We start from the raw sequence: 26,035 nt of genomic DNA, 5'->3' as shown, positions 1-26,035 counted from the left end.
AGGGAACGAAACGTGAGGATCAAGCGCACCACCCCCACCACCCCCATGAGCGGTATCTCGAGACGGATGCGGCTGACTGCGGTCGCCACCGGACTCGTGGCCGCTGCCGCCATCGCGACCCCCAACGCGAGCGCGGCGGACGACGCCACCTTCAGCACCGCCGAGCTGAAGAGCGCCAGCAGCTCGGTGCTCCAGGCGGACATCGCGGGCACCGCCTGGGCGGTCGACGCCAAGACCAACCGCGTCGTGGTCACCGTCGACAGCACGGTCTCGCAGGCCGAGATCGCGCAGATCAAGGAGCAGGCGGGCAGCAACGCCGCCGCGCTCACGATCAAGCACACGCCGGGCAAGTTCAACAAGCTGATCACCGGCGGCGACGCCATCTACGGCGGCGGCTACCGCTGCTCGCTCGGCTTCAACGTCGTCAGCGGCAGCACCTACTACTTCCTCACCGCCGGCCACTGCGGCGAGGTCGCGTCGACCTGGTACTCCAACTCCGGGCAGACGACCACGCTCGGCACGAACGTCAGCTACAGCTTCCCGACCAACGACTACGCGCTGGTCCGCTACACCAACACCTCGGTCACCAAGACCGGCGGCGCCGGCAACACGGACATCACCAGCTCGGGCACGCCCAGCGTCGGCACCACGGTCTACCGTGACGGCTCGACCACCGGCATCCACAGCGGTCGGGTCACCGCGCTGAACGCGACCGTGAACTACGGCAGCGGCGACATCGTCTACGGCATGATCCAGACCAACGTCTGCGCCGAGGGCGGCGACTCCGGCGGTCCGCTGTACTCGACCAGCGGCATCGCCTACGGTCTGACCTCCGGCGGCAGCGGCAACTGCACCTCCGGCGGCACGACCTTCTTCCAGCCGGTGGCCGAGGCTCTGAGCGCGTACGGGGTGAGCGTCTTCTAGCCCGTCCCGACCCCGCACCACGAGCTCCCGCACCATGAGCTCTCGCACCACGAGCCCCCGCGCGCGAACCGGCGTGCGGGGGCTCGCTCTTGCCCGGAACCCGGAGTTACCGTCGTGGTACTGCAAGTGCTTCGGGAAGTGCTTCGGAAAGTTCGGGAAGCGTTTCGGACCCTTGGGGGCCGGCATGGTTGAGGAACTGTTGGCGGCGGGAGTCACCCTCGTGGCCGCCGGGGCGGTGTATGCGGCGGCGGCGGCGCGGGTCGTCAAACAGTACGAGCGGGGCGTGGTCTTCCGCCTCGGAAAACTCCGGCCCGAGGTGCGCGAGCCGGGACTGACCCTGATCGTTCCGGGCATCGACCGGCTCCAGAAGGTCAACATGCAGATCGTCACGATGCCGGTGCCGGGGCAGGAGGGCATCACCCGGGACAACGTCACCGTGCGGGTGGACGCCGTCGTCTACTTCAAGGTGACCGCGCCGGCCGAGGCGGTGGTGCGGGTGGAGGACTACCGGTTCGCCGTCTCGCAGATGGCGCAGACCTCCCTGCGGTCCATCATCGGCAAGAGCGAGCTGGACGATCTGCTGTCCGACCGCGAAAAGCTCAACCAGGGTCTGGAGTTGATGATCGACAGCCCCGCCGTGGAGTGGGGCGTCACGATCGACCGGGTCGAGATCAAGGACGTCTCGCTGCCGGAGACGATGAAGCGGTCCATGGCCCGGCAGGCCGAGGCCGACCGTGAGCGGCGGGCCAGGGTCATCAACGCCGACGCCGAGCTGCAGGCGTCGAAGAAGCTCGCCGAGGCGGCGAAGGAGATGTCCGAGCAGCCCGCCGCGCTCCAACTGCGGCTGCTGCAGACAGTGGTGGCGGTCGCCGCCGAGAAGAACTCCACGCTGGTGCTGCCGTTCCCGGTGGAACTGCTCAGGTTCCTGGAACGGGCCCAGCAGCCGCCCGTGGCACCCGCTCCCGCGCCCGCTCCCGTTCCGGCGCCTGCGCCGGTGCCCGCGCCTGCGCCTGCGCCCGTGCCCGCGCCTGCGCCCGCGCCCGCTCCTGCGCCCGCTCTTGCTCCCGCTCCTGCGCCCGCGCCCGCTCCTGCGCCCGCTTCCGCGCCGGAGGCGGAGTCGATCGAGGAGTAGGGCCGGCCTGCGCGATTTTGCGTATGCACAGCATCGCTGTCCGGACAAGGTGGTGAAGAAGCGGAGGGCGCGCGGTGCCCACCTTGTGCGCGTCCCGAAGGCGACCTTGTGTGCTCCCTGTGCGGTTCGGAAGAGTGAGCGTCCGTCAACCAGGGCAAGTCCCGGCCTTCCGGCCCGCCGCGGTCCCCCACGGCCGCCGGGCCGCCCCCCACAGGAGGACGCGAGTTGAAGCACCGACGCATACCCGGGCGACGGGCGGTCATGACGGGCGCGGGCATCGCCGCGCTCGTCGCGGCCGGAGTCACCTTCCAGACTGCGAACGCCAGCGAGTCCGCGAAGACCCCGCAGCCGACCACCCTCTCGGCCCTCGCGGCCGGACAGCTCGCCTCGACGCTCGGCGAGGACCTCGGCACCGACGCGGCGGGCACGTACTACGACGCGAAGAGCAGGAGTCTCGTGGTGAACGTCCTCGACGAGACCGCCGCGAAGGCCGTCGAGGCGGCCGGGGCCAAGGCCAGACTCGTCGAGAACTCCCTCGCCGAACTGACCGGCGCGCAGGCGACGCTCAAGGCGGACGCGACCATCCCGGGCACCGCCTGGGTGACCGACCCGACCGCCAACAAGGTCGTCGTCACCGCCGACCGCACGGTCTCCGACGCCGAGTGGGCCAAGCTCGCCAAGGTCGTCGACGGGCTCGGCGGGACGGCCGAACTCCAGCGCACCAAGGGGGAGTTCAAACCCCTCATCGCCGGCGGCGACGCCATCACCGGCGGCGGCGGGCGCTGCTCGCTCGGCTTCAACGTGGTCAAGGGCGGCGAGCCGTACTTCCTGACCGCCGGACACTGCACCGAGGCCGTCTCCACCTGGTCGGACTCCTCCGGCGCCGAGATCGGCACAAACGAGGTCTCCAGCTTCCCGGGCGACGACTACGGCCTCGTCAAGTACACCGCCGACGTCGACCACCCGAGCGAGGTCGACCTCTACAACGGCTCCGCGCAGGCGATCACCGGCGCCGCGCAGGCCACCGTCGGCATGAAGGTCACCCGCAGCGGCTCGACCACCCAGGTGCACTCCGGCACGGTCACCGGCCTGGACGCCACCGTGAACTACGGCAACGGAGACATCGTCAACGGTCTCATCCAGACCGACGTCTGCGCCGAGCCCGGCGACAGCGGCGGCTCCCTCTTCTCGGGCAGCAGCGCCGTCGGCCTGACCTCGGGCGGCAGCGGTGACTGCACCTCCGGCGGGGAGACGTTCTTCCAGCCGGTCACAGAGGCGCTGTCGGCCACGGGGACGCAGATCGGCTGACCCGCCCGACGCTTGCTGAGGTCCCGCCCCGCACACGAGGGGCGGGACCTCGTGCGTGCGCTCCCTCGGCGAGCCGTGCCTTCGGTGAGGGAGCGGGCCCCCGGCTCGTGGTGGTGCTGGCTACACCATGAGTTCGGGAGCTCGCGTCATCGTTCCGGCGAGCGTGCGGAGGCATCGTTGATCGCGGCTGATCGCGGCTGATCGCGGCTGATCACGGTCCCCCGTCCGGAAGGAAACTCCCCATGAAGTCGCTCCTCTCGTCGAATCCGGGAACGGATTGTGGGGCGCGGCACGTGGAGCGGACGGAGACCGAGAGGGACGACGCACGCCAGACCCCGGACCGCCCCGGTCCACTCGCCTCCTTCGCCCGGTTCGTCCTGTTCGGCGGCGGCGTCGGGATCGCCTCCAGCGCCGCCGTCGCCCTGCTTGCCGGGCTGATGCCCTGGGCGCTGGCGAACGCGCTGATCACCGTCGTCTCCACCATCCTGTGCACGGAGCTCCACGCACGTTTCACCTTCGGGGGCGGGCGGCGTGCCGGATGGCGTCAGCATGTGCAGTCGGCGGGATCGGCCTCGGCCGCCTACGCGGTGACCACCGTCGCGATGCTGATACTGCATCTGGTGCAGCCCTCGGCCGGGATGCCGACCGAGCAGGCCGTCTACCTCAGCGCCTCCGCGCTCGCCGGCACAGGACGTTTCCTGGTGCTGCGCCTGTACGTCTTCGCCGTCGGCCGGAACAAGGCCGCCGAGCGGCCGAAGAGCCCGGCACCGCTTCGGACGACGATCGTGACGGTGTCCACGTCGATCCCGGCCCCGGCGTGGGCAGGGGACCTGCTGCTGCCGAGCGCTACGGCGGACAGCGCGCGGCGTGTGACGACCGGTCACCGGTACGCGCGCGGATTGGCCATGGCCGACCACGCGTGAGCTGGGGGCACCCTTCGGTACGACGGTCTCGTGGGGCCGCCTCACGACGACAAGGGCCTTGGCGTACGGCCGTGCTTGGTGGCAGATGAGCGCCGTCACTGTCCCGGAGGGCCGATACCGCCATGGTGGCCCCGGTCGCGGAGGTGGCCGCCTGCAAGGAGGCGGCCACCGGGTGGTGCGGGGATCTACCGGCTGTGCACGAGTTCGGGATCGTGCTGGTCGACGACCGGTGCCGTAGGGGCGGGGTGCTTGCGGGTGATCGCCTCTCCCTCGACGTCGATGCTGGGCAGCAGCCGGTCGAGCCGGCGGGGCAGATGCCAGGCGCGGTCGCCGAGGAGGGACAGGACGGCGGGCACGATGGCCATCCGGACGACGAAGGCGTCGAAGAGGACGGCGGTCGCCAGACCGAACCCGATCATCTTGATCATGGACTCGCTGGCGCCGACGAAGCCGGCGAAGACCGCCATCATGATCAGCGCGGCGGCGACGACCACCCGGGCGCTGGTGCGGAACCCGGAGACGATCGCCTGCCCGGGCCGGTCGCCGTGGACATACGCCTCGCGGATCCGGGAGACCAGGAAGACCTCGTAGTCCATGGCGAGGCCGAAGACGATGCCCACCAGGAAGATCGGCATCATGCTCATGATCGGGCCGGTCGTCTCGACGCCGAGCAGTTCCGCGCCGTGGCCGTGCTGGAACACCGTGACGACCACGCCGAGCGAGGCCAGTACGGAGAGCAGGTAGCCCAGGGCGGCCTTCAGCGGTACCAGGAGCGAGCGGAAGACCAGGAGCAGCAACACGATCGCCAGGCCGACCACGACGATGAGATAGGGCACCAGCGCGTCCTGGAACCGCTTCGCCACGTCGATGTTCATCGCGGTGCTGCCGGTGACCTCGTAGGTGGCGTCGGCCTGCTTCTCGATGCCGGAGCGTTCGGTGCGGATGGTCTTCACCAGGTCGATCGTCCTGGCGTCGGTGGGGCTGGTGGAGGGGGTGGCGGAGAGTACGGCGGTGTCACCGGCGCTGTTGAAGCGGGCGGGGGAGACGGAGACGATTCCGCTGGTGTCGGCGATCCGCCCGCTGACCTTGGCTACAGCCGCCTCGGGGTCGGCCGCGCCCTTGGCGTCGACGACGATGGTCAGGGGGCCGTTGAAGCCGGGGCCGAAGCCTTCGGCGAGAGCGTCGTAGGCGCGGCGTTCGGTGGTGGAGGTGGACTTGGCCTCGTCGCCGGGCATGCCCAGTTGCAGGTCGGCGGCCGGTACCGCGAGTGCGCCCAGGCCCACGACGCCGAGCAGCAGCACGGGCAGGGGGTGACGGATCACCAGGCGCGCCCAGCGGCTGCCGGCGTTCTCCACATTGCCCGCGCTGTCCTTCTTGGTGCGGCGGGGCTTCTTGCCCTTGCGGACGCGGCGGGCGAGCACGGCGTCGGGCCAGAACCCGAGGAGAGCGGGGACCAGGGTCAGACAGATGAGGACGGCGACGAGGACGGCGCCGGCCGCGGTGAGGCCCATCTTGGTGAGCATCGGAATGCCCACCACGGACAGTCCGGCCAGTGCGATGACGACCGTCAGGCCGGCGAAGACCACCGCGGATCCGGCCGTGCCGACGGCCATGCCCGCGGCCTCCCTCGGCGCCCTGCCCTTGCCGCGTTCCTCGCGGTAGCGGGAGACGACGAACAGCGCGTAGTCGATGCCGCAGGCCAGGCCCAGCATGGAGGCGAGGGTCCCGCTGGTCAGGGACAGTCCGAACGTGCTGCCCAGGGCGATGATGGCGGTCATGCTGACGGCGACGCCGATGATCGCGGTCAGCAGCGGCAGCCCGGCGGCGGCCATGGACCCGAAGGTGATCAGCAGGACCACCGCCGCGACCGCGATGCCGATCGCCTCGGCGGATCCGCCCGCGGCCGGCTGCGTCGCCAGGGCGTCCCCGCCGATCTCGACGGTCAGACCCGCGTCCCGGGCCTGCTCGACGGCGCGCTCGAGGTGGGTCTTGCTCGCATCGGTCAGGTCGTCGGCGGGCGTCTTGAAGGAGACGGTGGCGTAGGCCGTGGTGCCGTCCTTGCTGACCGCCTTTACCTGGAAGGGGTTCGCTGCACTGGCCACCTGCGGGCCGTCGGCGGCCTCCTCGACCAGTTCCTCGATCACGGCCTTGTTCGCGGCGGCGGTGACCTTCTCTCCGCCGGGCGCGATGAACACGATGCGGGCGCTTGCACCGTCGGCTGCCGCGCCCGGGAAACGCTCGTCCAGGAGATCGAACGCCTTCTGGGACTCGATGCCCGGCATGGCGAAACCGTCGTCGGGAGCGGCGGGAGCCTTCGTGGCGGCGAAACCGACGGCACCGAGGACGGCTATCCACAGGAAGGTGACGAACCATCGCCACCTGAAGGTGATGCGGCCCACGTGGTACAGGAAAGTTGCCATGGCGGTGAGGAAGCCTCCATATCGGCGGTGCAGGACAAAGCGATGCAAGAGAAGGGGGACGCAAGAGGAGGGGAAGGAAGAGGAGGGAGAAGAAGAAGGAGGAGGCTCGCTCCGTCCGCGTTCCGGCGGAGAGCGGGATGGCGTGCCTCAGTGATCTCTACGATCCCGTCCGGCGGGCTCCGCCACGAGGGAGCACTCTCCCGAAGCCCTGGTGTAGCCAGCTACACCACGATTCGGCGCCTGTTGAGATGCCTGCCGAGATGCCTGCCGGGATGCCTGCTGCGATCACGGAGCGACTTGTTAGCCTCAGCAACGTGAACGGTTCTTTCCTCCCAGGCCGAGACACGCCATGAGCGTCGTCGATTCGTCCCCGCTCGGTGCCGCGACCACGCTCGCCGAACTCGCCCGGGACCCGCATCCACGACTGGCGCTGCTCCGTGCGCGGGAGCCGGTGTCCTGGTTGCCCGAGCTGGGCGGCTGGCTGGTGACCCGTCGCGACCTCGCGCTGAGCGTGATGCGGGACGCCGAGACCTTCACCGTCGACGACCCCCGGTTCTCCACCGCCCAGGTCGTCGGCCCCAGCATGCTGTCCCTCGACGGCGACCGGCACACCCGGCACCGCGAGCCCTTCACCGCCCCCTTCCGGCCCCGGGCGGTGCATGACGGTTTCGCCGCGTTCATCGAGCGGGAGACCGACCGGCTCGTCACCGCGCTGGAGCCGGCCGGCGCCGTCGAACTGCGACGTGCCTTCGCCGGACCCCTCGCGGTCGCGGTCGTGACCGAGGCGCTGGGGCTGGTCGGCGCCACCACGGACACCGTGCTCGCCTGGTACGACTCCATCGTGCAGTCGGTCTCGGACATCACCGCCGGCCACGAGGCGGGACCCGCGGGCGCCACCGCGTACACGCAGCTGCGAACCGCGGTGGAAGTCACCATCGCCGACCGGAACGCCTCCTCCCTCCTCGTCTCGGCCGCCGGGCAGCTGACCGTGCCCGAGGTGGCGTCCAATGCGGCGGTGCTGATGTTCGGCGGCATCGAGACCACCGAGGCGATGATCACCAACGCGCTGCTGCACCTGCTGCTCCACCCCGACCAACTCGCTCTCGTCCGGGCCGACACCGAGCTGCTGGACGGCGCGATCGAGGAATCACTGCGCCTCGAACCCGGCGCGGCGGTCGTGGACCGCTACGCCACCCGCGACACCGCCCTGGGACCGGCCACGATCCGCCGCGGTGACCTCGTCACCGTCTCCCTGACGGGGGCCAACCGCGACCCGGCCGTCTTCCCCGACCCCGACCTGTTCGACATCCGCCGCGAGAACGCGCGTCTCCAACTGGCCTTCGCACACGGCCCGCACTACTGCCTCGCCGCGCACCTAGCCCGTCTGGAAACCCGCATCGCCCTCCAGCACCTCCTCGAACGCCTCCCCGCCCTGCGCCTCGACCCCGACCACTCCACGGCCCCGTACGGTCTGGTCTTCCGTAAGCCCCCCACCCTGCATGTGCGGTGGGACCCGCGCACCGAGAACTGATGCGGCCACAGCCCTAGGGACGGGTGAAGCCCGTCCGATAGGCGAGGACGACGAGTTGGGACCGGTCGGGGACCCCCAGCTTGGTCATGATGCGGTTGACATGCGTCTTGGCGGTGTACGGCGACAGGTAGAGCCGTTGCGCGATGTCGTCGTTGGACAGGCCGGCGGCTGTGCTGACCGTGACGCCGTCGCCGAGGAGCACCTCCCGCAGCCGTGCCGCCTCGGGCGCATGCACCCGGACACTGCGCCTGGACGAGCGGGCGATGAAGTCGGCGATCGGACCGGCCGACAGCAGCCGGCCCCGCCCGACCACGATCAGGTCCTCGGCCGTCACCGCCATCTCGCTCATCAGGTGCGAGGAGACCAGGACCGTACGCCCCTGCTCGGCCAGCCCCTTGAGAAGGTTGCGGATCCACAGCACGCCCTCCGGGCCCAGGCCGTTGACCGGCTCGTCCAGGATGATCGTCCTCGGGTCGCCGAGCAGCGTGGTGGCGATGCCCTGCTCGACCAGGGGATCTACCCCGGCACGCTGGTACTCGAACTGCTCGGCGCACCCAGCGGGATCACTGCCGACGGTCATGTCCGGGACGACGGCGTCGATCTCACCGAGTAGGTGACGCTGCGGTACGACCGGGGCCAGGTCGCTCATCTGGCCGCGTCCATGGTGCAGTTCATCGAGCCGACCGCCTCGGTGAGCGGCACGACCGGATGGATGACGATCCCCGCACCGTTCTGGGCGTCCACCCAGTTCGCCACCCATGGCCGGCGGCTGCAAGGGGCGGCGGGCCCGGCTCAGACCACTCCGTCCATCGCAGTCTGCGCGCTGCCGGCCTCGCGCTGGTCGTACTCGCGCTGGTCGTACTCGGCGCGCGCGGCGGCGATCTCGTCCTGGTGGCCCTCGGTCCAGGCGACGAGCGCCTGGATGGTGTCGTGCAGCGTCGCGCCCATCGGAGTGAGCTGGTAGTCCACGCGCGGCGGGACGACCGGGTGCACCGTGCGGCGCACCAGCCCGTCGCGCTCCAACTGGCGCACTGTCACGGTCAGCATGCGCTGGCTGATCCCGTCGATCTCGCGCCGCAGTTCGGTGAAGCGCAGGGTGCGGCGGTCGAGCAGGGCGATGACGAGCAGCGACCATTTGTCGGCCACGCGGTCGAGGATCTGACGGACCTCGCAGCCCTCTCGGGTGTCCCACTGGCGGGCCTGGTCCTCATCGGTTCCCGTGCAGTGACTGAGTGACTTCAAAGTGCCTTCTTCCATGGTCGTTCAGGGTGCACCAGGATCGAGGCGGTAACAAGAGGTAACTGACAGGCGATCAGGTAACCGCCTGCGACGCCTTCGTTCTCTCTTGCCTCTCCCTCCCTCCTTCCCTCCTTTCCTGCTTCGAGGAGCCTTCCTGTGTCCACGTCGTCCATGTCACCGCCGCCGGAACCCGGTGCCGCCCGCCTGAGCGGGCGCGCCTGGGGAGTGCTCTTCGTACTGTGCGGAGCGATCTTTCTGGAGGGCATCGATGTGGCCATGCTCAATGTGGCCCTGCCGTCGATCCGTGCCGATCTGGGGATGTCCACCGGCGAGTTGCAGTGGGTGATGAGCGCATACGTCGTTGGCTACGGCGGGTTCATGCTGCTGGGCGGACGAGCGGCGGACCTCTTCGGCCGCCGACAGATGTTTCTGTTCTGGCTCACCGTGTTTCTGCTCTTCTCCGGCCTGGGCGGTTTCGCCGACGATGGACGCACGCTCATCGTCGCCCGCTTTGTGACGGGGGTCGCCGCCGCGTTCATGACTCCGGCCGGGCTGTCCGTCATCACGACCGGCTTCGCGGAAGGGCCGCAGCGCGACAAGGCCCTCCTGATCTACTCCGGCACCGCGGCCGGAGGCTTCTCCGTCGGCCTGGTCGTCGGAGGGCTGCTGACCTCGGCCGACTGGCGCTGGGTGTTCTTCGCCCCCGTGGTCCTGTCGTTCCTCATCCTGGTCGCCGCACTCGCCCTCATCCCCAAGTCGGAGCGGCCCGACCGCGCCGGGCAGCGTGTCGATCTGCTCGGGGCGCTCAGCGTGACCGGCGCGATCGTGCTCCTCGTCCTCGCCGTCGAACGCGCCTCCCACACCGGTGAGGGCCAGACGCTGGGCACCCTCGCCGCGGGCTTCGCGCTTCTCACCGTCTTCGTGCTGACCGAACGCCGGGCGGCCGCCCCGCTCGTGCGGCTGGGCATCTTCCGCAACGGCTCCCTGGTGCGCGCCAACCTTGCGGCGCTGCTCTTCGCCGGTGGCTTCTTCGGCTTCCAGTTCATCGTCGTGCTGTATCTGCGGGAGCTGCGAGGCTGGTCCACGGTCCAGACCAGCCTCGCGCTCCTGGTGATCGGCATCGACGCCGTGCTCTCACCCACCCTCACCCCCCGACTCGTCAACCGCTTCGGCAACGCCCGGGTCATCTTCGGCGGCCTGGTGCTGGCCGTGCTGTCGTACGCCCTGTTCCTGCCGGTCGGCGCCGACTGGACGTACGCGGCGATGTTCCCCAGCTTCATCACCCTCGGCCTGGCGTTCTCGCTGGCGTACGGCCCGCTCACCATCGTCGCCACCGAGGGCATCGACGACGAGGAGCAGGGCCTCGCGGGAGGCCTGCTCTACACCTGCTTCCAGTTCGGCGCCGCCCTCGGCCTGTCGACCGTCACCGCGGTCGATGTCGCCTCGACCGCTGACGGCGGCTCCCCTGAGGCGGTGCTCGACGGCTACCGCGCCGCCCTGCTCGTCCCGCTCGTCGCAGCCGCCCTCGCCGCGCTCATCAGCGCGTTCGGCCTCCGCGAGCGCCCCCGGGCGACGGACGACGATGTCCCGCGGGCCGCACCGGCCGCCGCCGAGGGCGAGGAGACGGCAGGGGCGGCGCGATGAGCCTCGCAGAGCATCTCTTCGAATCGCATAAATGTTCGAGGCTGGTCTAGGGTGGTGACATCACCCCGGAGAGGCCGGAGTGACGAATGCGAAGACAGGGGGCAGTCAGTGGCGAGGTGGTCCAGGTGCGCGGTTTTACGCATCTGCACGCCGTCTCCGGGTTCTCCCTGCGGTACGGCGCCTCGCACCCCGAGCAGCTTGCGGAGCGGACCGCCGAGCGGGGAATGGACGCGGTCGCCCTGACCGACCGGGACACCCTCGGCGGGGCCGTCCGTTTCGCCAAGGCCGCGGGCCGGGCCGGTGTCCGCCCCCTGTTCGGAGTGGATCTCGCGGTGGAGGCGCCTCCCGAAGCGGCTGGACGCACCGAGCGGCGGCGCGCACCGGCTCGCGGCGGCGCTTTCGTCGACGAGTCGGCCCAGCGTGTGGTTTTCCTGGCCCGGGACGGGGCCCGCGGCTGGGCCGAGCTGTGCCGGCTGGTGAGCGCCGCGCATGCGGACACCGCGGGAGGCGGGCGCCCCCTGCTGCCCTGGAACGCCCTCGGCGGGGAGCACCTCACCGTGCTGCTCGGCCCCGCCTCGGACGTCGGCCGCGCCCTGGCCGCGGGGCGGCCGGACCGCGCCGCGGCGCTGCTCGCGCCCTGGCGGGAGCGATACGAGGACGCGGCACTCCGCATCGAGGTCGTCTGCCACGGCCGCAGCGGCACCGGCTCCGGTTCGCTGCGGCTCGCGGCCCGCGCCCTCGGCTTCGCCGCCGACCAGCGGATCATGCCCGTCCTGAGCAACGCCGTACGGTATGCCGACCCCGGCCAGGGCCCGGTCGCGGACGTCCTGGATTCCGCGCGCCGACTGGTGCCGATCGATCCACGCGGCGAGCGCGACTGTGGCGAGCGGTGGCTCAAGCCGGCGACGGACATGGCGCGCATCGCCGAGCAGGTCGCCGAAGCCGCCGGGTACGGTGCGAACACCGCCCGCCGACTGCTCGAGGTCACGGAGGAGACCGCCGCCGCATGCCGTGTCGACCCCGAGGACGATCTGGGACTCGGCCGAGTGCACTTCCCCGAGCCGGAGCTCGTCGGCGCCCGCCGGCGCACTCCCGAGCGGGTGCTGCGTTCGAAGTGCGCCGCCGCCATGCTGCTGCACCGTTACGACCGCGACCGCCGCCGCTGGGAGCGCCTCGAAGACGAGCTGCGCCTGATCGAGAGACTGGGATACGCCTCGTACTTCCTCACCGTCGCCCAGGTCGTCGCCGACACCCGTGAACTCGGCATCCGGGTCGCCGCCCGAGGCTCCGGCGCGGGCTCCCTGGTCAACCATCTCCTCGGGATCGCCACCGCCGATCCCGTCGAACACGGTCTGCTCATGGAGCGTTTCCTGTCCGACCGGCGCACGGAACTGCCCGACATCGACATCGACGTGGAGTCCGCCCGCCGTCTGGAGGTCTACCGGGCGATCATCGACCGTTTCGGCCCGGAGCGGGTGGCCACCGTGTCCATGCCGGAGACCTACCGGGTGCGGCACGCCGTGCGCGATGTAGGCCTTGCCCTCGGCCTGGACCCGGCCGAGGTGGACAGGCTTGCAAAATCGTTTCCTCATATCCGTGCCCGGGACGCCCGCTCGGCCCTGCAGGAACTGCCGGAACTGCGCGGCATCGACCAGGAGTCGTACGGCCCGCACATGTGGGACCTGGTCGAGGCCCTGGACGCGCTCCCGCGCGGCATCGCCATGCACCCGTGCGGTGTCCTGCTCTCCGACGCGACGCTGCTGCACCGCACCCCGGTCATGCCGACCAGCGGAGAGGGCTTTCCGATGTCCCAGTTCGACAAGGAGGACGTGGAGGACCTCGGGCTGCTCAAGCTCGACGTGCTCGGCGTACGCATGCAGTCCGCCATGGCGCACGCCGTCACCGAGATCGAGCGGACCACCGGGCACCGCATCGACCTGGACGACGCCTCTCAGGTACCGCCGGACGACCCGAAGACGTTCCGGCTGATCAAGTCCTCGCAGACCCTGGGCTGCTTCCAGACCGAGTCGCCCGGCCAGCGCGACCTCATCGCCCGGTTGCAGCCCGAGACCTTCCACGATCTCGTCGTCGACATCTCGCTGTTCAGGCCGGGACCGGTCGCGGCCAACATGGTCGATCCGTTCGTCAAGGCCAGGCACGGACGCCAGGCGCCCCGCTGTCCGCACCCCGACCTGGAGCCCGCGCTGCGGGAGACGTACGGCGTGGTGGTCTTCCATGAGCAGATCATCCGGATCCTGTCGGTCATGACCGGCTGCACCCTGGCCTTCGGCGACTACACGAGACGGGCGCTGTCGAGCGCCGACCAGGTCGGACGGGTGCGGGCGTGGTTCGCGCAGGAGGCTCGCGGACGGGGGTACGAGGAGGAGGTCGTCGAGCGGACCTGGGAGATCGTCGAGGCGTTCGGGGCGTACGGCTTCTGCAAGGCGCACGCGGTGGCTTTCGCGGTGCCCTCGTACCAGTCGGCGTGGCTGAAGGCCCATCATCCGGCCGCCTTCTACGCAGGGCTTCTTACGCACGACCCGGGGATGTATCCGAAGCGGCTGCTGCTCGCGGATGCCCGGCGGCGGGGCGTGCCGATCCTGCCGCTGGATGTGAATGCGTCGGACGCCGCCTATCAAATCGAACTGGTGTCTGATGTGGAGGGTGGTCGGCCCGTCCACGGGATCCGGCTCGCTCTCGGTGACGTGCGGGGGATGAGTGAGAGCGAGGCGGCGCGAATCGTCGCAGGGCGCCCCTACAGCTCGCTCCAGGACTTCGCTTCTCGGGCCCGGCCGTCCCGGCCGATCGCCGAACGCCTCGCCCAGGTCGGCGCGTTGGACGGCTTCGGCCGCAACCGCCGCGACTTGCTTCTGCACCTCGCCGAGCTGCATCGCAGCCGACGGAGCTCTGCGCAGGGCCAGTTGACGCTGAGGGAGGCCGGTGCGGTCCACAGCACGGTCGCCCCCGCCGGTCTGCCCGACCTGGACGACGCCGAGCGGCTCGGAGCCGAGCTCGGGGTGCTCGGCATGGACGCCTCCCGCCATCTCATGGGCGAGCACCGGGAGTTGCTGGAGGAACTCGGCGTCGTCTCCGCGAAACGGCTGAGAGATCTGCCGCACGGCCAGGTGGTGCTGGTCGCCGGCGCGAAAGGAGCCGTTCAGACCCCGCCGGTCCGCTCCGGCAAACGCGTCATCTTCACCACGCTCGACGACACGACAGGCCTGGTGGACTGTGCGTTCTTCGAGGACAGTCACGAGGCCTGCGCACACACCGTCTTCCACTCCTGGCTGCTGCTCGTGCGCGGAGTGGTGCAGCGCCGTGGCGGAGGCGGCGGAAAGGCGCTGTCGGTGACCGGCTCCGCCGCCTGGGACCTCGCCGAACTGGCCGAGCTGCGCCGCGAGGGCGGCCTGTCGGCGGTGACGGAACGACTCACCCAGGCCGATTCGCCACCGGACAGAGCCGCAGGCAGCCGCAGTCTCCGACTGGAAACCGGTTACGCACTGCATCCCTGGGCGGATCTGCAGCCGCCCGGCGAGTCCGTCAAACAGAGTCGCAAGCTATGGCACCAGAGCCCCGGGAGCGCAGGATGAACATCCTTTACATCCACTTCCACGACCTGCAGGACGAGCAGCTCTACAGCCGTCTTCTCACCCTGCTGGCCGAGTACACGCCCCTGGTGCAGGCGCTCCCGCCGGACGCCGCACTGGCCGATGTCTCCGGCAGCCTGCGCTACTTCGGCGCGGACGCCACGGCACTGGCCGAGCGCATCCGGGCGCGCACCGGTGGGCTGTACGGGCTCCGCTCCACGGTCGGCGTCGCTGCGAACCCGCTGCTCGCCCGTATGGTCGCGGCCGACGGCCCGTCCTCGGCGGTCCGCACCCTGCCCGACGACATCGACACGGTCACCGCCTTCCTCGCGAAGAAGTCCACCGCCGCCCTGCAGGGCGTGGGACCGGCGACCGCCCGCACCCTGTCCTCGTACGGCCTGGACAGCGTCGGCAGGATCGCCGCCGCACCGCTCGGCACGCTGCAGCGCATCCTGGGCGTCACCGCCGGACGCCACCTCCACGACGCGGCCCGCGGCCTCGACCCGACGCCGGTGATCCCCTCGGCCCCGCCCCGCTCGATGAGCGTCGAACACCGCTTCGCCCAGGACGAGTTGGACCGGGACCGGCAGCGCGCCGCCCTGCTCGCGCTCACCGACCGCCTCGGCCTGCAGCTGCGCGGCGAGTCCCAGGCGGCCTGCGCCCTCACTCTCACCATCCGCTACGCGGACCGCTCGACGACGACTCGCACCCGCAAGCTGCACGAGCCCACGGCCCACACACGCGCTCTGACGGCACTCGCCCATGACCTCCATGACCGACTCGCTCTTCAGCGCGCCCGCGTCCGTACCGTCTCCCTGCGGGCGGAGAACCTGATCGCCGCCGAACGGGCGTCCCGTCAGCTGCTCTTCGAGCCGACCGACGAGAAAGCCCGCCGCATCGAGGCCGCCGCCGATCGCGCCCGGGACCGGTTCGGCGCGGAGGCGGTGCAGCCGGCAGGAGCGGCGACGTTCCATGTCGCATGATCGGACCTCTCCCGAGAGCGGGATCACGCCGGGAACGCCGGCGGCGTGACCAGGACCTGAGTCAGTTGGCCCACGGGGGAGCGATCCGGGTTCCGTCGGCCAGTTCCGCCTCCAGGCCGATGGACGTGGTGACCCAGGAGAGCGCGGTGTGATCGGTCGGGTTCTCGACGGCCAGGGTCGCGCCCGGATTGACGATCACCGTGTCGCCGGCGGTGATCCGCTCGGCGACGCCGTCGAGCGTCAGGATCAGCTCGCCGACGAGCAGATGGAAGATCTCCTCCCGGTTGACGGTGTGCGCGGGACCCTTCGTCCCCGCGGGAATCTCACCCCGCCAGGCGCACAGCTCCTTGCTGCCGGTGCGGGGGTTGGCGTACAGGACGAAGCGGGCGCCGTGGATCTCATGGGTGACGGCCTCCGACGAGCGGACGACGGGCATGGGGCCTCCTGTTGGACAGTTCCGGCTGGTGGATGGTTCCGGCTGATGGGCGGCTCAGGAATAGTCAAGTAGCTTGACTATATGGCTCCATGGTCAAGCAGCTTGACCGTTCCGTCAAGGTGTTTCAATGCGGACGTGCAGAACTCCGAGGCCCTGGCCCTGTCCGCCGCCCTGCTCGCCGCCGCGGGTGAGCTCACCCAGCGCATCAATGACGGGGTCGTCGCCCGTGGGTTCGTCGAGGTGCGGCCCGCCCATGGCTTCGCCTTCGCCCGGCTCGCCCCGGGCGGCGCGACGGTCGGTGAGCTCGGCGTCCACCTCGGGGTGACCAAGCAGGCGGCGAGCCAGCTCGTCGAGGAGCTCGTGCGCAAGGGGTACGTCGAGCGCCGTCCGCATCCCGACGACGCGCGGGCCCGGCTGATCGTGCTCACCGAGCGGGGCTGGGAGTGCACGCGGGCGGCGGAGGAGGCGGCCGCCGAGGCGGTGCAGGCGTGGGCCGATGTGCTGGGCGAGGGTGAAGTGCGCGTGTTGTGCGACCAATTGGCGCGTATCGCGCCCTACGGTCCCATCAGGCCCACCTGGTGACGGAATGTCAGTGACCCCGATCGCCGTCCACTATCACTGACGCCACTGATGCCGCTGACTATCACCGGAAGTTTTTACTGACGCGTAACTTCACACTTCACCTACTCATCCGTAACTTGACGAGTGAACAGCATCCTCGTGATCCGGATCACAGGGCGTAAGGCCATCGCACCTCCCTTGAGCCGCAAGGAGATCACACGATGCTGCCCTGGAAGCGCGTGCTCGGACCACTCACCGCACTGCTGCTGGCCGCCACGGCCGCCACCGTCCCCGCCACCGCCGCCCACGCCGAATCCACCGCCACGGCCACCGCTGCCGCCGCCTCGTCGAGCGGCTGGAACGACTACAACTGCAAGCCCTCCGCCGCCCACCCCCGCCCCGTCGTGCTCGTGCACGGCACCTTCGGGAACTCGATCGACAACTGGCTGGCTTTCGCCCCCTACCTGACGGTCCGCGGATACTGCGTCTTCTCCGTCGACTACGGCCAGCTGCCGGGCGTCCCGCTCTTCAACGGCCTCGGCCCCATCGACAAGTCGGCCGAGCAGCTCTCCGCCTTCGTCGACAAGGTGCTCGCCGCGACCGGCGCAGCCGAGGCCGACCTCGTCGGCCACTCGCAGGGCGGCATGATGCCGCGCTACTACCTGAAGTTCCTCGGCGGAGCCGCCAAGGTCAACGCGCTGGTCGGCATCGCCCCCGACAACCACGGCACCACGCTCAACGGACTCGCCAACCTGCTGCCGTACTTCCCCGGCGCCGAGGACCTGCTCTCGACGGCCACCCCCGGCCTCGCCGACCAGATCGCCGGATCGGCCTTCCTCACCAAGCTCAACGCGGGCGGCGACACCGTCCCCGGCGTCCGCTACACGGTCATCGCCACCAAGTACGACGAGGTGGTCACCCCCTGGCGCAGCCAGTACCTCAGCGGCTCCGGCGTGCACAACGTCCTGCTCCAGGACCTGTGCCCGCTGGACCTCTCCGAGCACGTGGCGATCGGGCTGCTCGACCGGATCGCGTTCCACGAGGCGGCCAACGCGCTCGACCCGGCCCACGCCACCGCCACCACCTGCGCCTCCGTGTTCAGCTGACCCGCCGCGCTCGTCCCGCCGGGGCCTGTCCGACCTGAGCCGCCGGTCAGGCCCCGGAGTCCTGCCACGTGGAGGTGTGCCGGAACCAAGAAACCGCGGAATCGCCTGCTGGGGGAGGCCGTCAGCGATCTTTAGGGTCGCCTTAAGGAAACGCTGAGCCTGGCATGAGGTAGCCGACCTCCAGGCGTGAGGTGGCTAACCTCCAGCCATGACCAGCGAGAAGATCCGGCCCGCCACGGCGGTCGACGTGCCGGCCGTGAAGGCCGTCACGGATGCGGCCTACACGCCCTACATCGAGCGCATCGGGCTCGTGCCGCTGCCCATGACGGCGGACCACGCGGCGAACGTGGCCGCGGGGAAGGTGTTCGTGACCGGTGACCCGGTCGACGGGCTGGTCGTCGTCGAGGAGTTCGCCGACCATCTGTTCCTCGACAGCATCGCCGTCCGCCCCGACGCCCACGGCAAGGGCGTCGGACGGCGGCTGCTGCACTTCGTGGACGCACACGCGCGTGCGCTCGGCCTGACCGAGGTCAGGCTCTGCACACACGTGATGATGTGGGAGAACCAGAAGATCTACCCGAGGTACGGCTATGAGCTCGTGGAGCGTCGCATGGACGGGCCCTACGACCGGATCCACTACCGCAAGCGGTTGGGCTGAGCGGGGCGGGCCCGGGCGGGGCCGTCCTCAGCCGTCCGGCCACCAGGTGCGGGCGATGTCCTTGCGCACCTCGGGGCGCCCGGCGGGCCGTTCCTCGGCCTCCTCGCGGATGCGTCGGGAGTCCGTCTTCTTCAGGGGCTTCTGCACGGTCGTGCGGCGCATGGCTGCCTCCTTACAGGAACTACCTGTTTCCGCGATCCCACGGAGGTAGACCCTTTGGGGGAGAGTTCCTCATCGCCCCCCGGTCTGTCAGTGGCGGCTGTCACGATTCGAGTGTCAGTGGTGGGTGTCACTCTTGGGCACATGATGAAAAAGGGTGACGAACCGACTTCGCCGAGTGTCGACTGGAACGCGGCGGCGGCCGCCTTCGACGAGGAGCCGGACCACGGCCTGCGCGACCCCGAAGTGCGCGCGGCCTGGGCCCGGCGGCTGCGGACCTGGCTCCCGGAACGCGGCTGTGACGTCCTCGACCTGGGCTGCGGCACCGGCAGCCTGTCGCTCCTCGCGGCCGAACAGGGACACCGGGTGACAGGCGTCGATCTCTCCCCGGCCATGATCGACCTGGCCCGCGCCAAACTCGCCGGACGCGACGCGGTGTTCCTCCGCGGTGACGCGGCGGCGCCCCCGGTCGGAGAGGAGCGCTTCGACGCCCTGCTCGTACGGCATGTGCTGTGGACGCTGCCCGACCCCGCCCGTGTCCTGCGGCACTGGCGCGGTCTGCTGCGCCCGGGAGGGCGGCTCGTGCTGGTCGAGGGCGTGTGGGGGACCGTCGCCCCGGTCGGCATTCCGGCGGACCGGCTCACCGCCCTGCTGGCCCCGGTGACCGTGCACACGCGCGTGGAGCCGCTGTCGCAGGACGCCGGGCTGTGGGGCGGGGCGGTGGACGACGAGCGGTACGCCGTGGTGGCCACGGTGTGAGAGCCACCCGGGCCCCTCCTCGCCCGGGCCTCTCGCGCCGGCCGGCCCCTCACCGTCGGCCGTTCACGCCAGCAGCGCCTCCAGGCCGTCCTCGGCGGTGGCGAGCGCCTCCAGTTCGTCGAGGGCGGTCAGCGCGGCGGCCGCGGCCGCCGGGTCCCGCCGCGCCAGCCCGCTCTCCTCGAACTCGTCCTCGTCCAGCCGCCGTACGTCCGTCCCGTCGGCGGAGCGCCACAGGTCCAGGTCGAGATCCTCGACGACCAGCTCGGTGCCGGACAGCGTGGCCGGGCGGGTGACATCGCAGTACCAGCCCTTCAGCGCGCCCGTCGCGTCGCGGACCTCCTTCACGGCGTACCAGCGGTCCCGCCAGTAGTACTCGGTGAAGACGTCGCCGGCCTCGAACCGCACGAAGCCGAAGTCGCGCACGCCGTCACCGGCCCAGGGGGCGCGCACCGCGATCCGGGCGCCGTCGTCGGACAGCAGCTCGGCCGCGTAACGGATCTTCGTCCGGCCGCCCTTGACCAGGACGACCTCCACCGAACGCGCCGACTCAGCCGAGTTCGCGGACATGCCGTACCTCCGTCGCACAGATCTCGTATCCGAACCAGCGGTTGATCGCGAGCATCGGCCCGTTGTCCGCGTCGTTGCCCGTGTACGCCTGCGTGTACCCCGCGGCGCGGGCGCGGTGCAGGGAGTCGTTCTTGACCAGCTTGGCCAGGCCCCGGCCGCGGTGGGCGCGGGCCGTGCCGGTCATGCCCGTGGCGTACCGGCCGGCGTCGCCGGTGTGGGCCACGCTGAAGGCGACGGGGCGGCCGTCGGCCACGGCGACCGAGGTCAGTTCCAGGTCCAGGTGGGGGTACTTCCAGTACTCGTCGACCCAGGCCTCGTAGTCCGTGAACTCGGTGTCGATGTCGCCCGGTTCGTCCGAGCCCGCCTCCGCGTCCAGGGCGAACAGCGGGCGTGGGTCGTCGGCGAAGTCGGCGGCCGTCCGCAGCTCGACGCCGGGCGGCGGGTCCTGGAGCGGCGGCAGCGACGTCCGGGCCAGGTCCAGGCGGAGGAAGTGCGCGGAGCGGCTCGGCCGGTAGCCGTGGCGCTCGGCGAAGGCGCGGTTGCCCGGCTCGTCCAGCACCCAGGAGAACAGCTTCGTCGCCCCGTGCGCCGTCAGATGCTCCTCGCCGGCGCGGACCAGCGCGGCGCCCGCGCCGTGTCCGGTGCGCGCCGGGTCCACGTACACGTTCAGGGAGCCCTGGCCGGGTTCCGGGCTGTCATGGGCGAGGCTCACCTGGGCCGTGCCGACGATCTCGCCGTCCTCGACGGCCACCAGCTTGCGGGCGTGGGCGTCGGGGTGGGACAGGGAGAGGCTGTGCAGCACGGACGCCGGGCTGAAGTACACATAGGGCAGGGCGAGGTGCCGGACCCGGATGAAGCCTTCGACGTCGGCAGGCGCACCGGGGCGCAGATCGCGCACGATGACGGTCATGTGAGCGCACGCTACGGGCGGGCGGCCCCCGGATGCCTCCCATTTTCCGGTGCCGCCGTTTTCCGGTGGGTGCGGGAGAATCGGGCCGTGACCTTGAAGATCCACATCGATGTCGATGAGAGCGCCGCACCGTACGAACAGGTGCGGGCGCAGATCGCCGGGCAGGCGCGGTCGGGCGCGCTGCCGGTCGGATACCGGCTGCCGACGGTGCGGGGGCTGGCCGAGTCGCTCGGCCTCGCCGCGAACACCGTCGCCAAGGCGTACCGGGCGCTGGAGGCGGACGGGGTGATCGAGACCCGGGGGCGCAACGGCACGTTCGTCGCCGCGGCGGGCTCGGCGGCCGAGCGGGAGGCCGCGGCCGCGGCGCAGGCCTACGCCGAGCGGGTGCGGCGGCTGGGGCTCACCGAGGAGCAGGCGTCGGCCGCCGCGCGGGACGCACTGCGGGCGGCCTACGAGGAGTGATCGGCCGCGGAGTGATCAGCCGCGGGCGGCGAGCGCGTGCGGGGTGCGTGTCACCGTCCGCCCGGCCCGCTCGGCCGTTCTGCCGAACAGTGCCGCGTCGCCCACCGCCGCGCCGCCCGGGTCGTTGTTGAAGTACGCGTACACGTCACCGCCGTCGGCCCAGGTCGTCGCGATGCGGTCGATCCAGGTCTTCAGGGAGCGGTGGCCGTAGCGGGGCCAGGGCTCGGCGCGGCCCTCGTGGAAGCGGAGGTATCCCCAGTCGGCGGTCCGCCACAGCGGTGTGAGCGGGCGGGCCTGTGCGTCGGCCCAGCACAGGGCCGCGCCCCGGGACCGGAGAACCTGCCGCACCTCGGGGATCCACCATGAGTCGTGCCGTGGCTCCACCGCGACGCGGGTACCCGCCGGGAAGCAGGACAGACAGGCGTCCAGGAGCCCGGGATCGGCGTGCAGGGTCGGCGGCAGCTGGAGGAGGACCGGGCCGAGCCGGCTCCCGAGGCCGGCGGCGTGGGTCATCAGCCGGTGCACCGGCTCCTCGGGGTCGTGCAGCCGCTTGACGTGGGTCAGATAGCGGCTCGCCTTCACGGCGACCACGAAGTCCGGCGGGACGCGCTCGGCCCAGGACGCGAAGTTCTCCCGCGACGGCAGCCGGTAGAACGCGTTGTTGACCTCGACGGTGGCGAACTGCGCCGCGTACTCCTCCAGCCACCGCCGTACGGGCACGTCGGCCGGGTACAGGACGCCCTTCCAGTCCCTGTACTGCCAGCCGGACGTACCGACGTACAGCGTCATGCCTCCATCAAAACACCCACACTGCCCGGGAGCCGCCTCAGAGGTACAGCCCCGCGTCCGACCCGCCCCGCGGCTCCGGCAGCGAGGTGGGGGAGACGCCCCGGCGCAGTGCGTACAGCTCGGCCAGGGTGGCGCCCTCGCGGCCGACGCCCTCCTCGGTGCCCAGCCAGTCCACCGCCTCCCGCCGGGTCAGCGGGCCGACCTCGATACGCGCCAGACAGCGGCCGGGGCGCACGACGGCGGGGTGGAGGCGCTCCAGGTCCTCGTTGGTGGTGACCCCGACCAGCACGTTGCGGCCCTGGCCGAGAAGACCGTCGGTGAGGTTCAGCAGCCGGGACAGGGCCTGGCCCGCGGTGTGCTTGGCCTCGCCGCGGATCAGTTCGTCGCAGTCCTCCAGGAGCAGCAGCCGCCAGCGGCCCTTGCCCGTGCCGTCCTCCTCGCCGATCGCGATGTCCATCAGATAGCCGACGTCGGAGAAGAGCCGCTCGGGGTCCAGGACGCAGTCCACCTGGCACCACTCCCGCCAGGAACGGGCCAGCGTGCGCAGTGCGGAGGTCTTGCCGGTGCCGGGCGGGCCGTGCAGCAGGAGCAGCCGGCCCGCGATGTCGTCGGGGGTCGTCCCCATCAGATGGTCCATCGCGTCGGCGACGGGGGCGGTGTAGTTGGTGCGCACCTCGTCCCAGGTGCCCGCGGAGATCTGGCGGGTGGTGCGGTGCGGGCCGCGCCGCGGGGAGACGTACCAGAAGCCCATGGTCACGTTCTCCGGCTGGGGTTCGGGCTCGTCCGCCGCGCCGTCCGTGGCCTCGTCGAGCACCTGTGCGGCCAGTTCGGCGGTGGTCGCCGTGACCGTGACGTCGGCGCCGCGGTTCCAGCGGGAGATCAGCAGCGTCCAGCCGTCGCCCTCGGCCAGGGTGGCGCTGCGGTCCTCGTCGCGTGCGACGCGCAGGACGCGGGCGTGCGCCGGCAGCAGGGTCGCGCCGGAGCGCACGCGGTCGATGTTCACCGCGTGCGAGTACGGCTGCTCGCCCGTCGCGAAGCGGCCGAGGAACAGCGCGTCGACGACATCGGACGGGGAGTCGGAGTCGTCCACGTTGAGCCGGATCGGCAGAGCGTCGTGTGGCTGTACGGACATGCCGCCATGATCCGGCACGGGGCCGCCCTCTGCACCCGGTTTCCGTAGTGCGCGTGGTGTGTCGGGTGTGTCGCGGGTGTCGGGTGTGTCTGTTCGGTCCGGCCAGTCGTGAGTGGCCCCGACGGGCTCCGCCGGGGCCACCCCTCAGACCAGCCGCGGGAGTTGCCGGGTCCTGCGCACCATCGCGTACCCCTTGGTGAGAGCCCGGTCCCGGGCGAACGTACGGGCGATCGCCCGACCGTCGAGCAGTCGTTCGAACTCCGCGGTGTCCGTGGTCCGCCGTACCGTCACCCGGCGCAGGGCGAACGGTCCCTGGGCGCGGCGGGCGAGGGAGTTGCCCACGGCGAGCGCCTGGGCGAACCCGTGTTCGCGCACCGCGGTCCGCACCCGGCGGCTGGAGTAGCCGTACGGGTAGGCGAACGACAGGGGCAGGGCCCCCAGCTCGTCCGCGACGATGTCCCGGCAGCGGGTCAGCTCGGCGCACAGCCGGGCGTCGTCGAGCCGGTCGAGCTGCGGGTGACTGTGGCTGTGGCCGCCGATCTCCACGCCCGCGTCCGCCAGTTCGCGCACCTGCCGCCAGTCCAGCATGGTGTCCAGGCCACCGCCGGTGTCATGGGCGCCCCGGAGCCAGCCGGTGGAGACGAACAGGGTCGCCGGGAAGCCGTGGCCCGCCAGCGCCGGGAGGGCGTGCCGGTGCACGCCCTCGTAGCCGTCGTCGAAGGTGATCAGGACCGGGCGGCCCGGCAGCGGCCGGCCGGTCCGCCAGCGCGCCGCCAGGTCGGCGGTGGTCAGCGGGGTCAGGCCCCGCTCCGCGATCGCCGCCAGCTGTTCGGCGAACGCCTCGGGCGCGACCGAGAGCGTGCGGGTGGCGTCGTTGGGTGCGGCGGCCACCGAGTGGTACATGAGGATCGGCACGCGTGCCTCGGTCATGCGGCCCGCTCCACTTCGTCCAGGGTGATCGGCACCACGGCGAACGTCGTCCCCGCCCGCCGCGCCCGCATGCTGCCGACCGCGTACCCGCCGGCCGCCGTCAGCACCCCGGCGACGATCGCGCCCGCCCGCCGGGCCCCGCCGCGCCGGGCGAGCAGCTGATCGCGCAGTCCGCGCAGGACTCCGGCCGGCAGCACCCGGGTGGCGTACCGGCGTTCGGACTCCAGGCCCTTGTCGACGCCGACGCTGCGGGCGACGAGCGCCTTGGACAGGCCTTCCGCGTAGGTGCGCGTGCGGAAGTACCCGAAGTGCTCGCGTGCCTCGGGGACCTTGTGGTGGATCACCGCGCGGTCGTCCATCAGCAGGATGGCCTCGGGTCTCGCGTGCGTGAGCCGGATGCACAGATCCGTCTCCTCGCCGCCCATCGGGCGCTTGTTGCCGTCGCGTCCGATGCCGGTGGCGAAGCCGCCCACGGAGTCGAACGCGGTGCGCCGGAACGAGGCGTTGCCGCCGAGGATGTTGCGCACCCGGACCCGGCCGGGCGGCAGCCCCCGGTAGGAGCAGCCCACCACCCAGTCGAACTCCTCGGGGAACCAGTCGGGCCGCCGGCCGGAGGACCAGACGGGCACGGCACGGCCGCCCACGGCGAGGACGCGGGGGTCGGAGTACGGGTCGGCGAACCGGCGCAGCCAGTCCCGTTCGGCGACGGCGTCGTCGTCGAGGAAGGCGATGACCTCGCCGTGCGAGGCGGCGATGCCGGTGTTGCGGCCGGCCGACAGTCCGCGCGGGCCCGCGTTGGGCAGCACCCGCACCTCGTCGGTCTCCTTGTACTCGCTGCGCAGCCGGTCCAGGAGGGTCGGGTTGTGGTCGACGACGACCAGGGTCTCCAGGGCCGGGTGGGTCTGGGCCTGCACCGAGGCGACCGCCGCGAGGATGTCCTCCCAGCGGTCCTCGGTGTACACGCAGATGACGACGGAGACGTCGATCGTGCTCAAGACAGCTCTCCCCGCACCGAGTCGAGCATCGGCGAGCGGCGGGTCAGCCGGCGCAGCGCACGCCGGTTGGACCGCTCCCTGAGGATGACCCGCAGCACGCGCAGCCCGTCGCGGACGGCGCGCAGGTTGCTGACGCCGTGGATGCGCAGGTACTCGTGGCTCGGTATCTCCTGCACCTTCAGACCGGCCTTGACAACCCGGATGTTGATCAGGGTCTCGATCTCGAAGCCGGTGCAGTCCAGCTCGATCTTGTCCAGGCAGTGCCGCCAGAACGCGTTGTAGCCGTAGCACAGGTCGGTGTAGCGGGCGCCGAACTTGCGGTTGACGATGGTGCACAGGACCGCGTTGCCGAGCCGGCGGATGAACGTCATGTCGTCGGTGCCGCCGCCGTTGGCGAAGCGGGAGCCCTTGGCGAAGTCCGCGCCCGAGACGAGGGCGGAGACATAGCTGACGATCTCGTTGCCGTCGGCCGAGCCGTCCGCGTCGACCATCACGATGATGTCGCCGGTGCACGCTTCGAAGCCGGTGATCAGGGCGTCGCCCTTGCCCCGGCCCTGCTGGCCGACGACCTTGACGCCGGGCCACAGTTCGCGTGCGACCTCGACGGTGTCGTCGGTGGAGTTGCCGTCGACCAGGACCACTTCGTGGATCCAGTCCGGCAGGGTCTTGAACACGTACGGAAGGTTTTCGGCCTCGTTCATCGCGGGGATGACCACGCTCACCGGTGGCGCGATGGCCAGGTGAGAGGAGATGGGCCGGTACTTGCCGACGGTCGACGGGCTGTCGAGATCCTGGCCCGATGTCGCCGGCTGCAGAACGGAACTCATGACTCTGTCCCTCTCGTCCGGTGGGCCGCCCGCCCCCTGGGGGGCGGCCCGAA

24 protein-coding genes and 1 pseudogene are annotated in these 26,035 nt (G+C 71.1%); 13 read left to right on the top strand and 12 right to left on the bottom strand.

From position 1 onward, the window contains the following. Positions 1-12 precede the first annotated feature (12 nt). The 4 genes from ACWD4O_RS19600 to ACWD4O_RS19585 all read left to right on the top strand — a co-directional run bounded on the left by ACWD4O_RS19600 (position 13) and on the right by ACWD4O_RS19585 (position 4,287). Complete coding sequence (locus ACWD4O_RS19600) at positions 13-924, top strand: S1 family peptidase (RefSeq protein ID WP_451281297.1); 912 nt, start codon at positions 13-15, stop codon at positions 922-924. Positions 925-1,108: 184 nt separating this feature from the next. Continuing rightward, complete coding sequence (locus ACWD4O_RS19595; protein ID WP_451281295.1) at positions 1,109-2,056, top strand: slipin family protein; 948 nt, start codon at positions 1,109-1,111, stop codon at positions 2,054-2,056. A 225-nt stretch (positions 2,057-2,281) separates the two neighbouring features. Further along, the gene (locus ACWD4O_RS19590) at positions 2,282-3,364 is read left to right on the top strand and encodes a S1 family peptidase (protein ID WP_451281294.1); all 1,083 of its coding nucleotides are present in this window, start codon (positions 2,282-2,284) and stop codon (positions 3,362-3,364) included. Between the two features lie 242 nt (positions 3,365-3,606). Then, positions 3,607-4,287: a hypothetical protein gene (locus tag ACWD4O_RS19585; protein WP_451281293.1), complete on the top strand. Its 681-nt coding sequence runs from the start codon at positions 3,607-3,609 to the stop codon at positions 4,285-4,287. Between the two features lie 185 nt (positions 4,288-4,472). Here ACWD4O_RS19585 and ACWD4O_RS19580 read toward each other — a convergent pair whose 3' ends face one another. Further along, entirely contained in the window at positions 4,473-6,707 is a 2,235-nt protein-coding gene (locus ACWD4O_RS19580) for an MMPL family transporter (protein WP_451281292.1), read from the bottom strand. Between the two features lie 349 nt (positions 6,708-7,056). On the opposite strand from ACWD4O_RS19580, the gene ACWD4O_RS19575 reads away from it, so the two are divergent. Beyond that, entirely contained in the window at positions 7,057-8,238 is a 1,182-nt protein-coding gene (locus tag ACWD4O_RS19575; RefSeq protein WP_451281290.1) for a cytochrome P450, read from the top strand. Between the two features lie 13 nt (positions 8,239-8,251). Here the strand turns inward: ACWD4O_RS19575 and ACWD4O_RS19570 are convergent. Further along, positions 8,252-8,737: pseudogene (locus ACWD4O_RS19570) on the bottom strand (LuxR C-terminal-related transcriptional regulator); the annotation flags it as partial. A gap of 293 nt (positions 8,738-9,030) precedes the next feature. Further along, positions 9,031-9,495, bottom strand: coding sequence for a winged helix-turn-helix transcriptional regulator (locus ACWD4O_RS19565; RefSeq protein WP_451281288.1), 465 nt, complete (start codon positions 9,493-9,495; stop codon positions 9,031-9,033). Between the two features lie 153 nt (positions 9,496-9,648). Here ACWD4O_RS19565 and ACWD4O_RS19560 point away from each other — a divergent pair, with 153 nt between their 5' ends. The 3 genes from ACWD4O_RS19560 to ACWD4O_RS19550 all read left to right on the top strand — a co-directional run bounded on the left by ACWD4O_RS19560 (position 9,649) and on the right by ACWD4O_RS19550 (position 15,691). Then, on the top strand, positions 9,649-11,121 hold the full coding sequence (locus ACWD4O_RS19560; protein ID WP_451281334.1) for an MFS transporter: 1,473 nt from the start codon (positions 9,649-9,651) through the stop codon (positions 11,119-11,121). 125 nt (positions 11,122-11,246) lie between these two features. Continuing rightward, positions 11,247-14,711: a DNA polymerase III subunit alpha gene (locus ACWD4O_RS19555; protein WP_451281286.1), complete on the top strand. Its 3,465-nt coding sequence runs from the start codon at positions 11,247-11,249 to the stop codon at positions 14,709-14,711. Further along, positions 14,708-15,691 (top strand): DNA polymerase Y family protein, encoded by a 984-nt coding sequence (locus ACWD4O_RS19550; protein ID WP_451281284.1) that lies wholly within the window; start codon positions 14,708-14,710, stop codon positions 15,689-15,691. Before ACWD4O_RS19555 ends, ACWD4O_RS19550 begins: the two co-directional genes overlap by 4 nt. A 61-nt stretch (positions 15,692-15,752) precedes the next feature. Here ACWD4O_RS19550 and ACWD4O_RS19545 read toward each other — a convergent pair whose 3' ends face one another. Further along, positions 15,753-16,127, bottom strand: coding sequence for a cupin domain-containing protein (locus ACWD4O_RS19545; protein WP_451281282.1), 375 nt, complete (start codon positions 16,125-16,127; stop codon positions 15,753-15,755). Between the two features lie 135 nt (positions 16,128-16,262). Here ACWD4O_RS19545 and ACWD4O_RS19540 point away from each other — a divergent pair, with 135 nt between their 5' ends. The 3 genes from ACWD4O_RS19540 to ACWD4O_RS19530 all read left to right on the top strand — a co-directional run bounded on the left by ACWD4O_RS19540 (position 16,263) and on the right by ACWD4O_RS19530 (position 18,452). Continuing rightward, complete coding sequence (locus ACWD4O_RS19540) at positions 16,263-16,709, top strand: MarR family winged helix-turn-helix transcriptional regulator (protein WP_451281280.1); 447 nt, start codon at positions 16,263-16,265, stop codon at positions 16,707-16,709. Between the two features lie 200 nt (positions 16,710-16,909). Continuing rightward, entirely contained in the window at positions 16,910-17,794 is an 885-nt protein-coding gene (locus tag ACWD4O_RS19535) for an esterase/lipase family protein (protein WP_451281278.1), read from the top strand. Between the two features lie 208 nt (positions 17,795-18,002). Next, positions 18,003-18,452, top strand: a complete 450-nt coding sequence (locus ACWD4O_RS19530; protein ID WP_451281276.1) for a GNAT family N-acetyltransferase — start codon at positions 18,003-18,005, stop codon at positions 18,450-18,452. Between the two features lie 27 nt (positions 18,453-18,479). On the opposite strand, the gene ACWD4O_RS19525 is transcribed toward ACWD4O_RS19530, so the two are convergent. Beyond that, entirely contained in the window at positions 18,480-18,614 is a 135-nt protein-coding gene (locus ACWD4O_RS19525; protein ID WP_328482808.1) for a hypothetical protein, read from the bottom strand. A gap of 141 nt (positions 18,615-18,755) precedes the next feature. Here ACWD4O_RS19525 and ACWD4O_RS19520 point away from each other — a divergent pair, with 141 nt between their 5' ends. Further along, positions 18,756-19,370, top strand: coding sequence for a class I SAM-dependent methyltransferase (locus ACWD4O_RS19520; RefSeq protein WP_451281274.1), 615 nt, complete (start codon positions 18,756-18,758; stop codon positions 19,368-19,370). A gap of 63 nt (positions 19,371-19,433) precedes the next feature. Here the strand turns inward: ACWD4O_RS19520 and ACWD4O_RS19515 are convergent, their stop codons facing one another. Beyond that, complete coding sequence (locus tag ACWD4O_RS19515) at positions 19,434-19,937, bottom strand: DUF402 domain-containing protein (protein ID WP_451281272.1); 504 nt, start codon at positions 19,935-19,937, stop codon at positions 19,434-19,436. Further along, positions 19,918-20,847 (bottom strand): GNAT family N-acetyltransferase, encoded by a 930-nt coding sequence (locus tag ACWD4O_RS19510; RefSeq protein ID WP_451281270.1) that lies wholly within the window; start codon positions 20,845-20,847, stop codon positions 19,918-19,920. The genes ACWD4O_RS19515 and ACWD4O_RS19510 overlap by 20 nt, the downstream gene beginning before the upstream one ends. An 87-nt stretch (positions 20,848-20,934) precedes the next feature. On the opposite strand from ACWD4O_RS19510, the gene ACWD4O_RS19505 reads away from it, so the two are divergent. Beyond that, on the top strand, positions 20,935-21,309 hold the full coding sequence (locus tag ACWD4O_RS19505) for a GntR family transcriptional regulator (protein WP_363171135.1): 375 nt from the start codon (positions 20,935-20,937) through the stop codon (positions 21,307-21,309). Between the two features lie 15 nt (positions 21,310-21,324). Here the strand turns inward: ACWD4O_RS19505 and ACWD4O_RS19500 are convergent, their stop codons facing one another. From ACWD4O_RS19500 to ACWD4O_RS19480, 5 genes are all read right to left on the bottom strand, one after another. Further along, positions 21,325-22,098 (bottom strand): DUF72 domain-containing protein, encoded by a 774-nt coding sequence (locus tag ACWD4O_RS19500; protein WP_451281268.1) that lies wholly within the window; start codon positions 22,096-22,098, stop codon positions 21,325-21,327. A 37-nt stretch (positions 22,099-22,135) separates the two neighbouring features. Beyond that, positions 22,136-23,230, bottom strand: coding sequence for a DUF5925 domain-containing protein (locus ACWD4O_RS19495; RefSeq protein ID WP_451281266.1), 1,095 nt, complete (start codon positions 23,228-23,230; stop codon positions 22,136-22,138). Positions 23,231-23,374: 144 nt separating this feature from the next. Beyond that, positions 23,375-24,160, bottom strand: a complete 786-nt coding sequence (locus tag ACWD4O_RS19490) for a polysaccharide deacetylase family protein (protein ID WP_451281265.1) — start codon at positions 24,158-24,160, stop codon at positions 23,375-23,377. Continuing rightward, complete coding sequence (locus tag ACWD4O_RS19485; RefSeq protein WP_451281263.1) at positions 24,157-25,155, bottom strand: glycosyltransferase family 2 protein; 999 nt, start codon at positions 25,153-25,155, stop codon at positions 24,157-24,159. Before ACWD4O_RS19485 ends, ACWD4O_RS19490 begins: the two co-directional genes overlap by 4 nt. Beyond that, complete coding sequence (locus tag ACWD4O_RS19480; protein WP_451281261.1) at positions 25,152-25,982, bottom strand: glycosyltransferase family 2 protein; 831 nt, start codon at positions 25,980-25,982, stop codon at positions 25,152-25,154. Before ACWD4O_RS19480 ends, ACWD4O_RS19485 begins: the two co-directional genes overlap by 4 nt. Positions 25,983-26,035: the final 53 nt, after the last annotated feature.

The organism is Streptomyces sp. NPDC002623, from assembly GCF_053592635.1.
The sequence above is the reverse complement of the archived record's forward strand: the minus strand, read 5'-3'. Positions and strand labels throughout refer to the sequence as shown.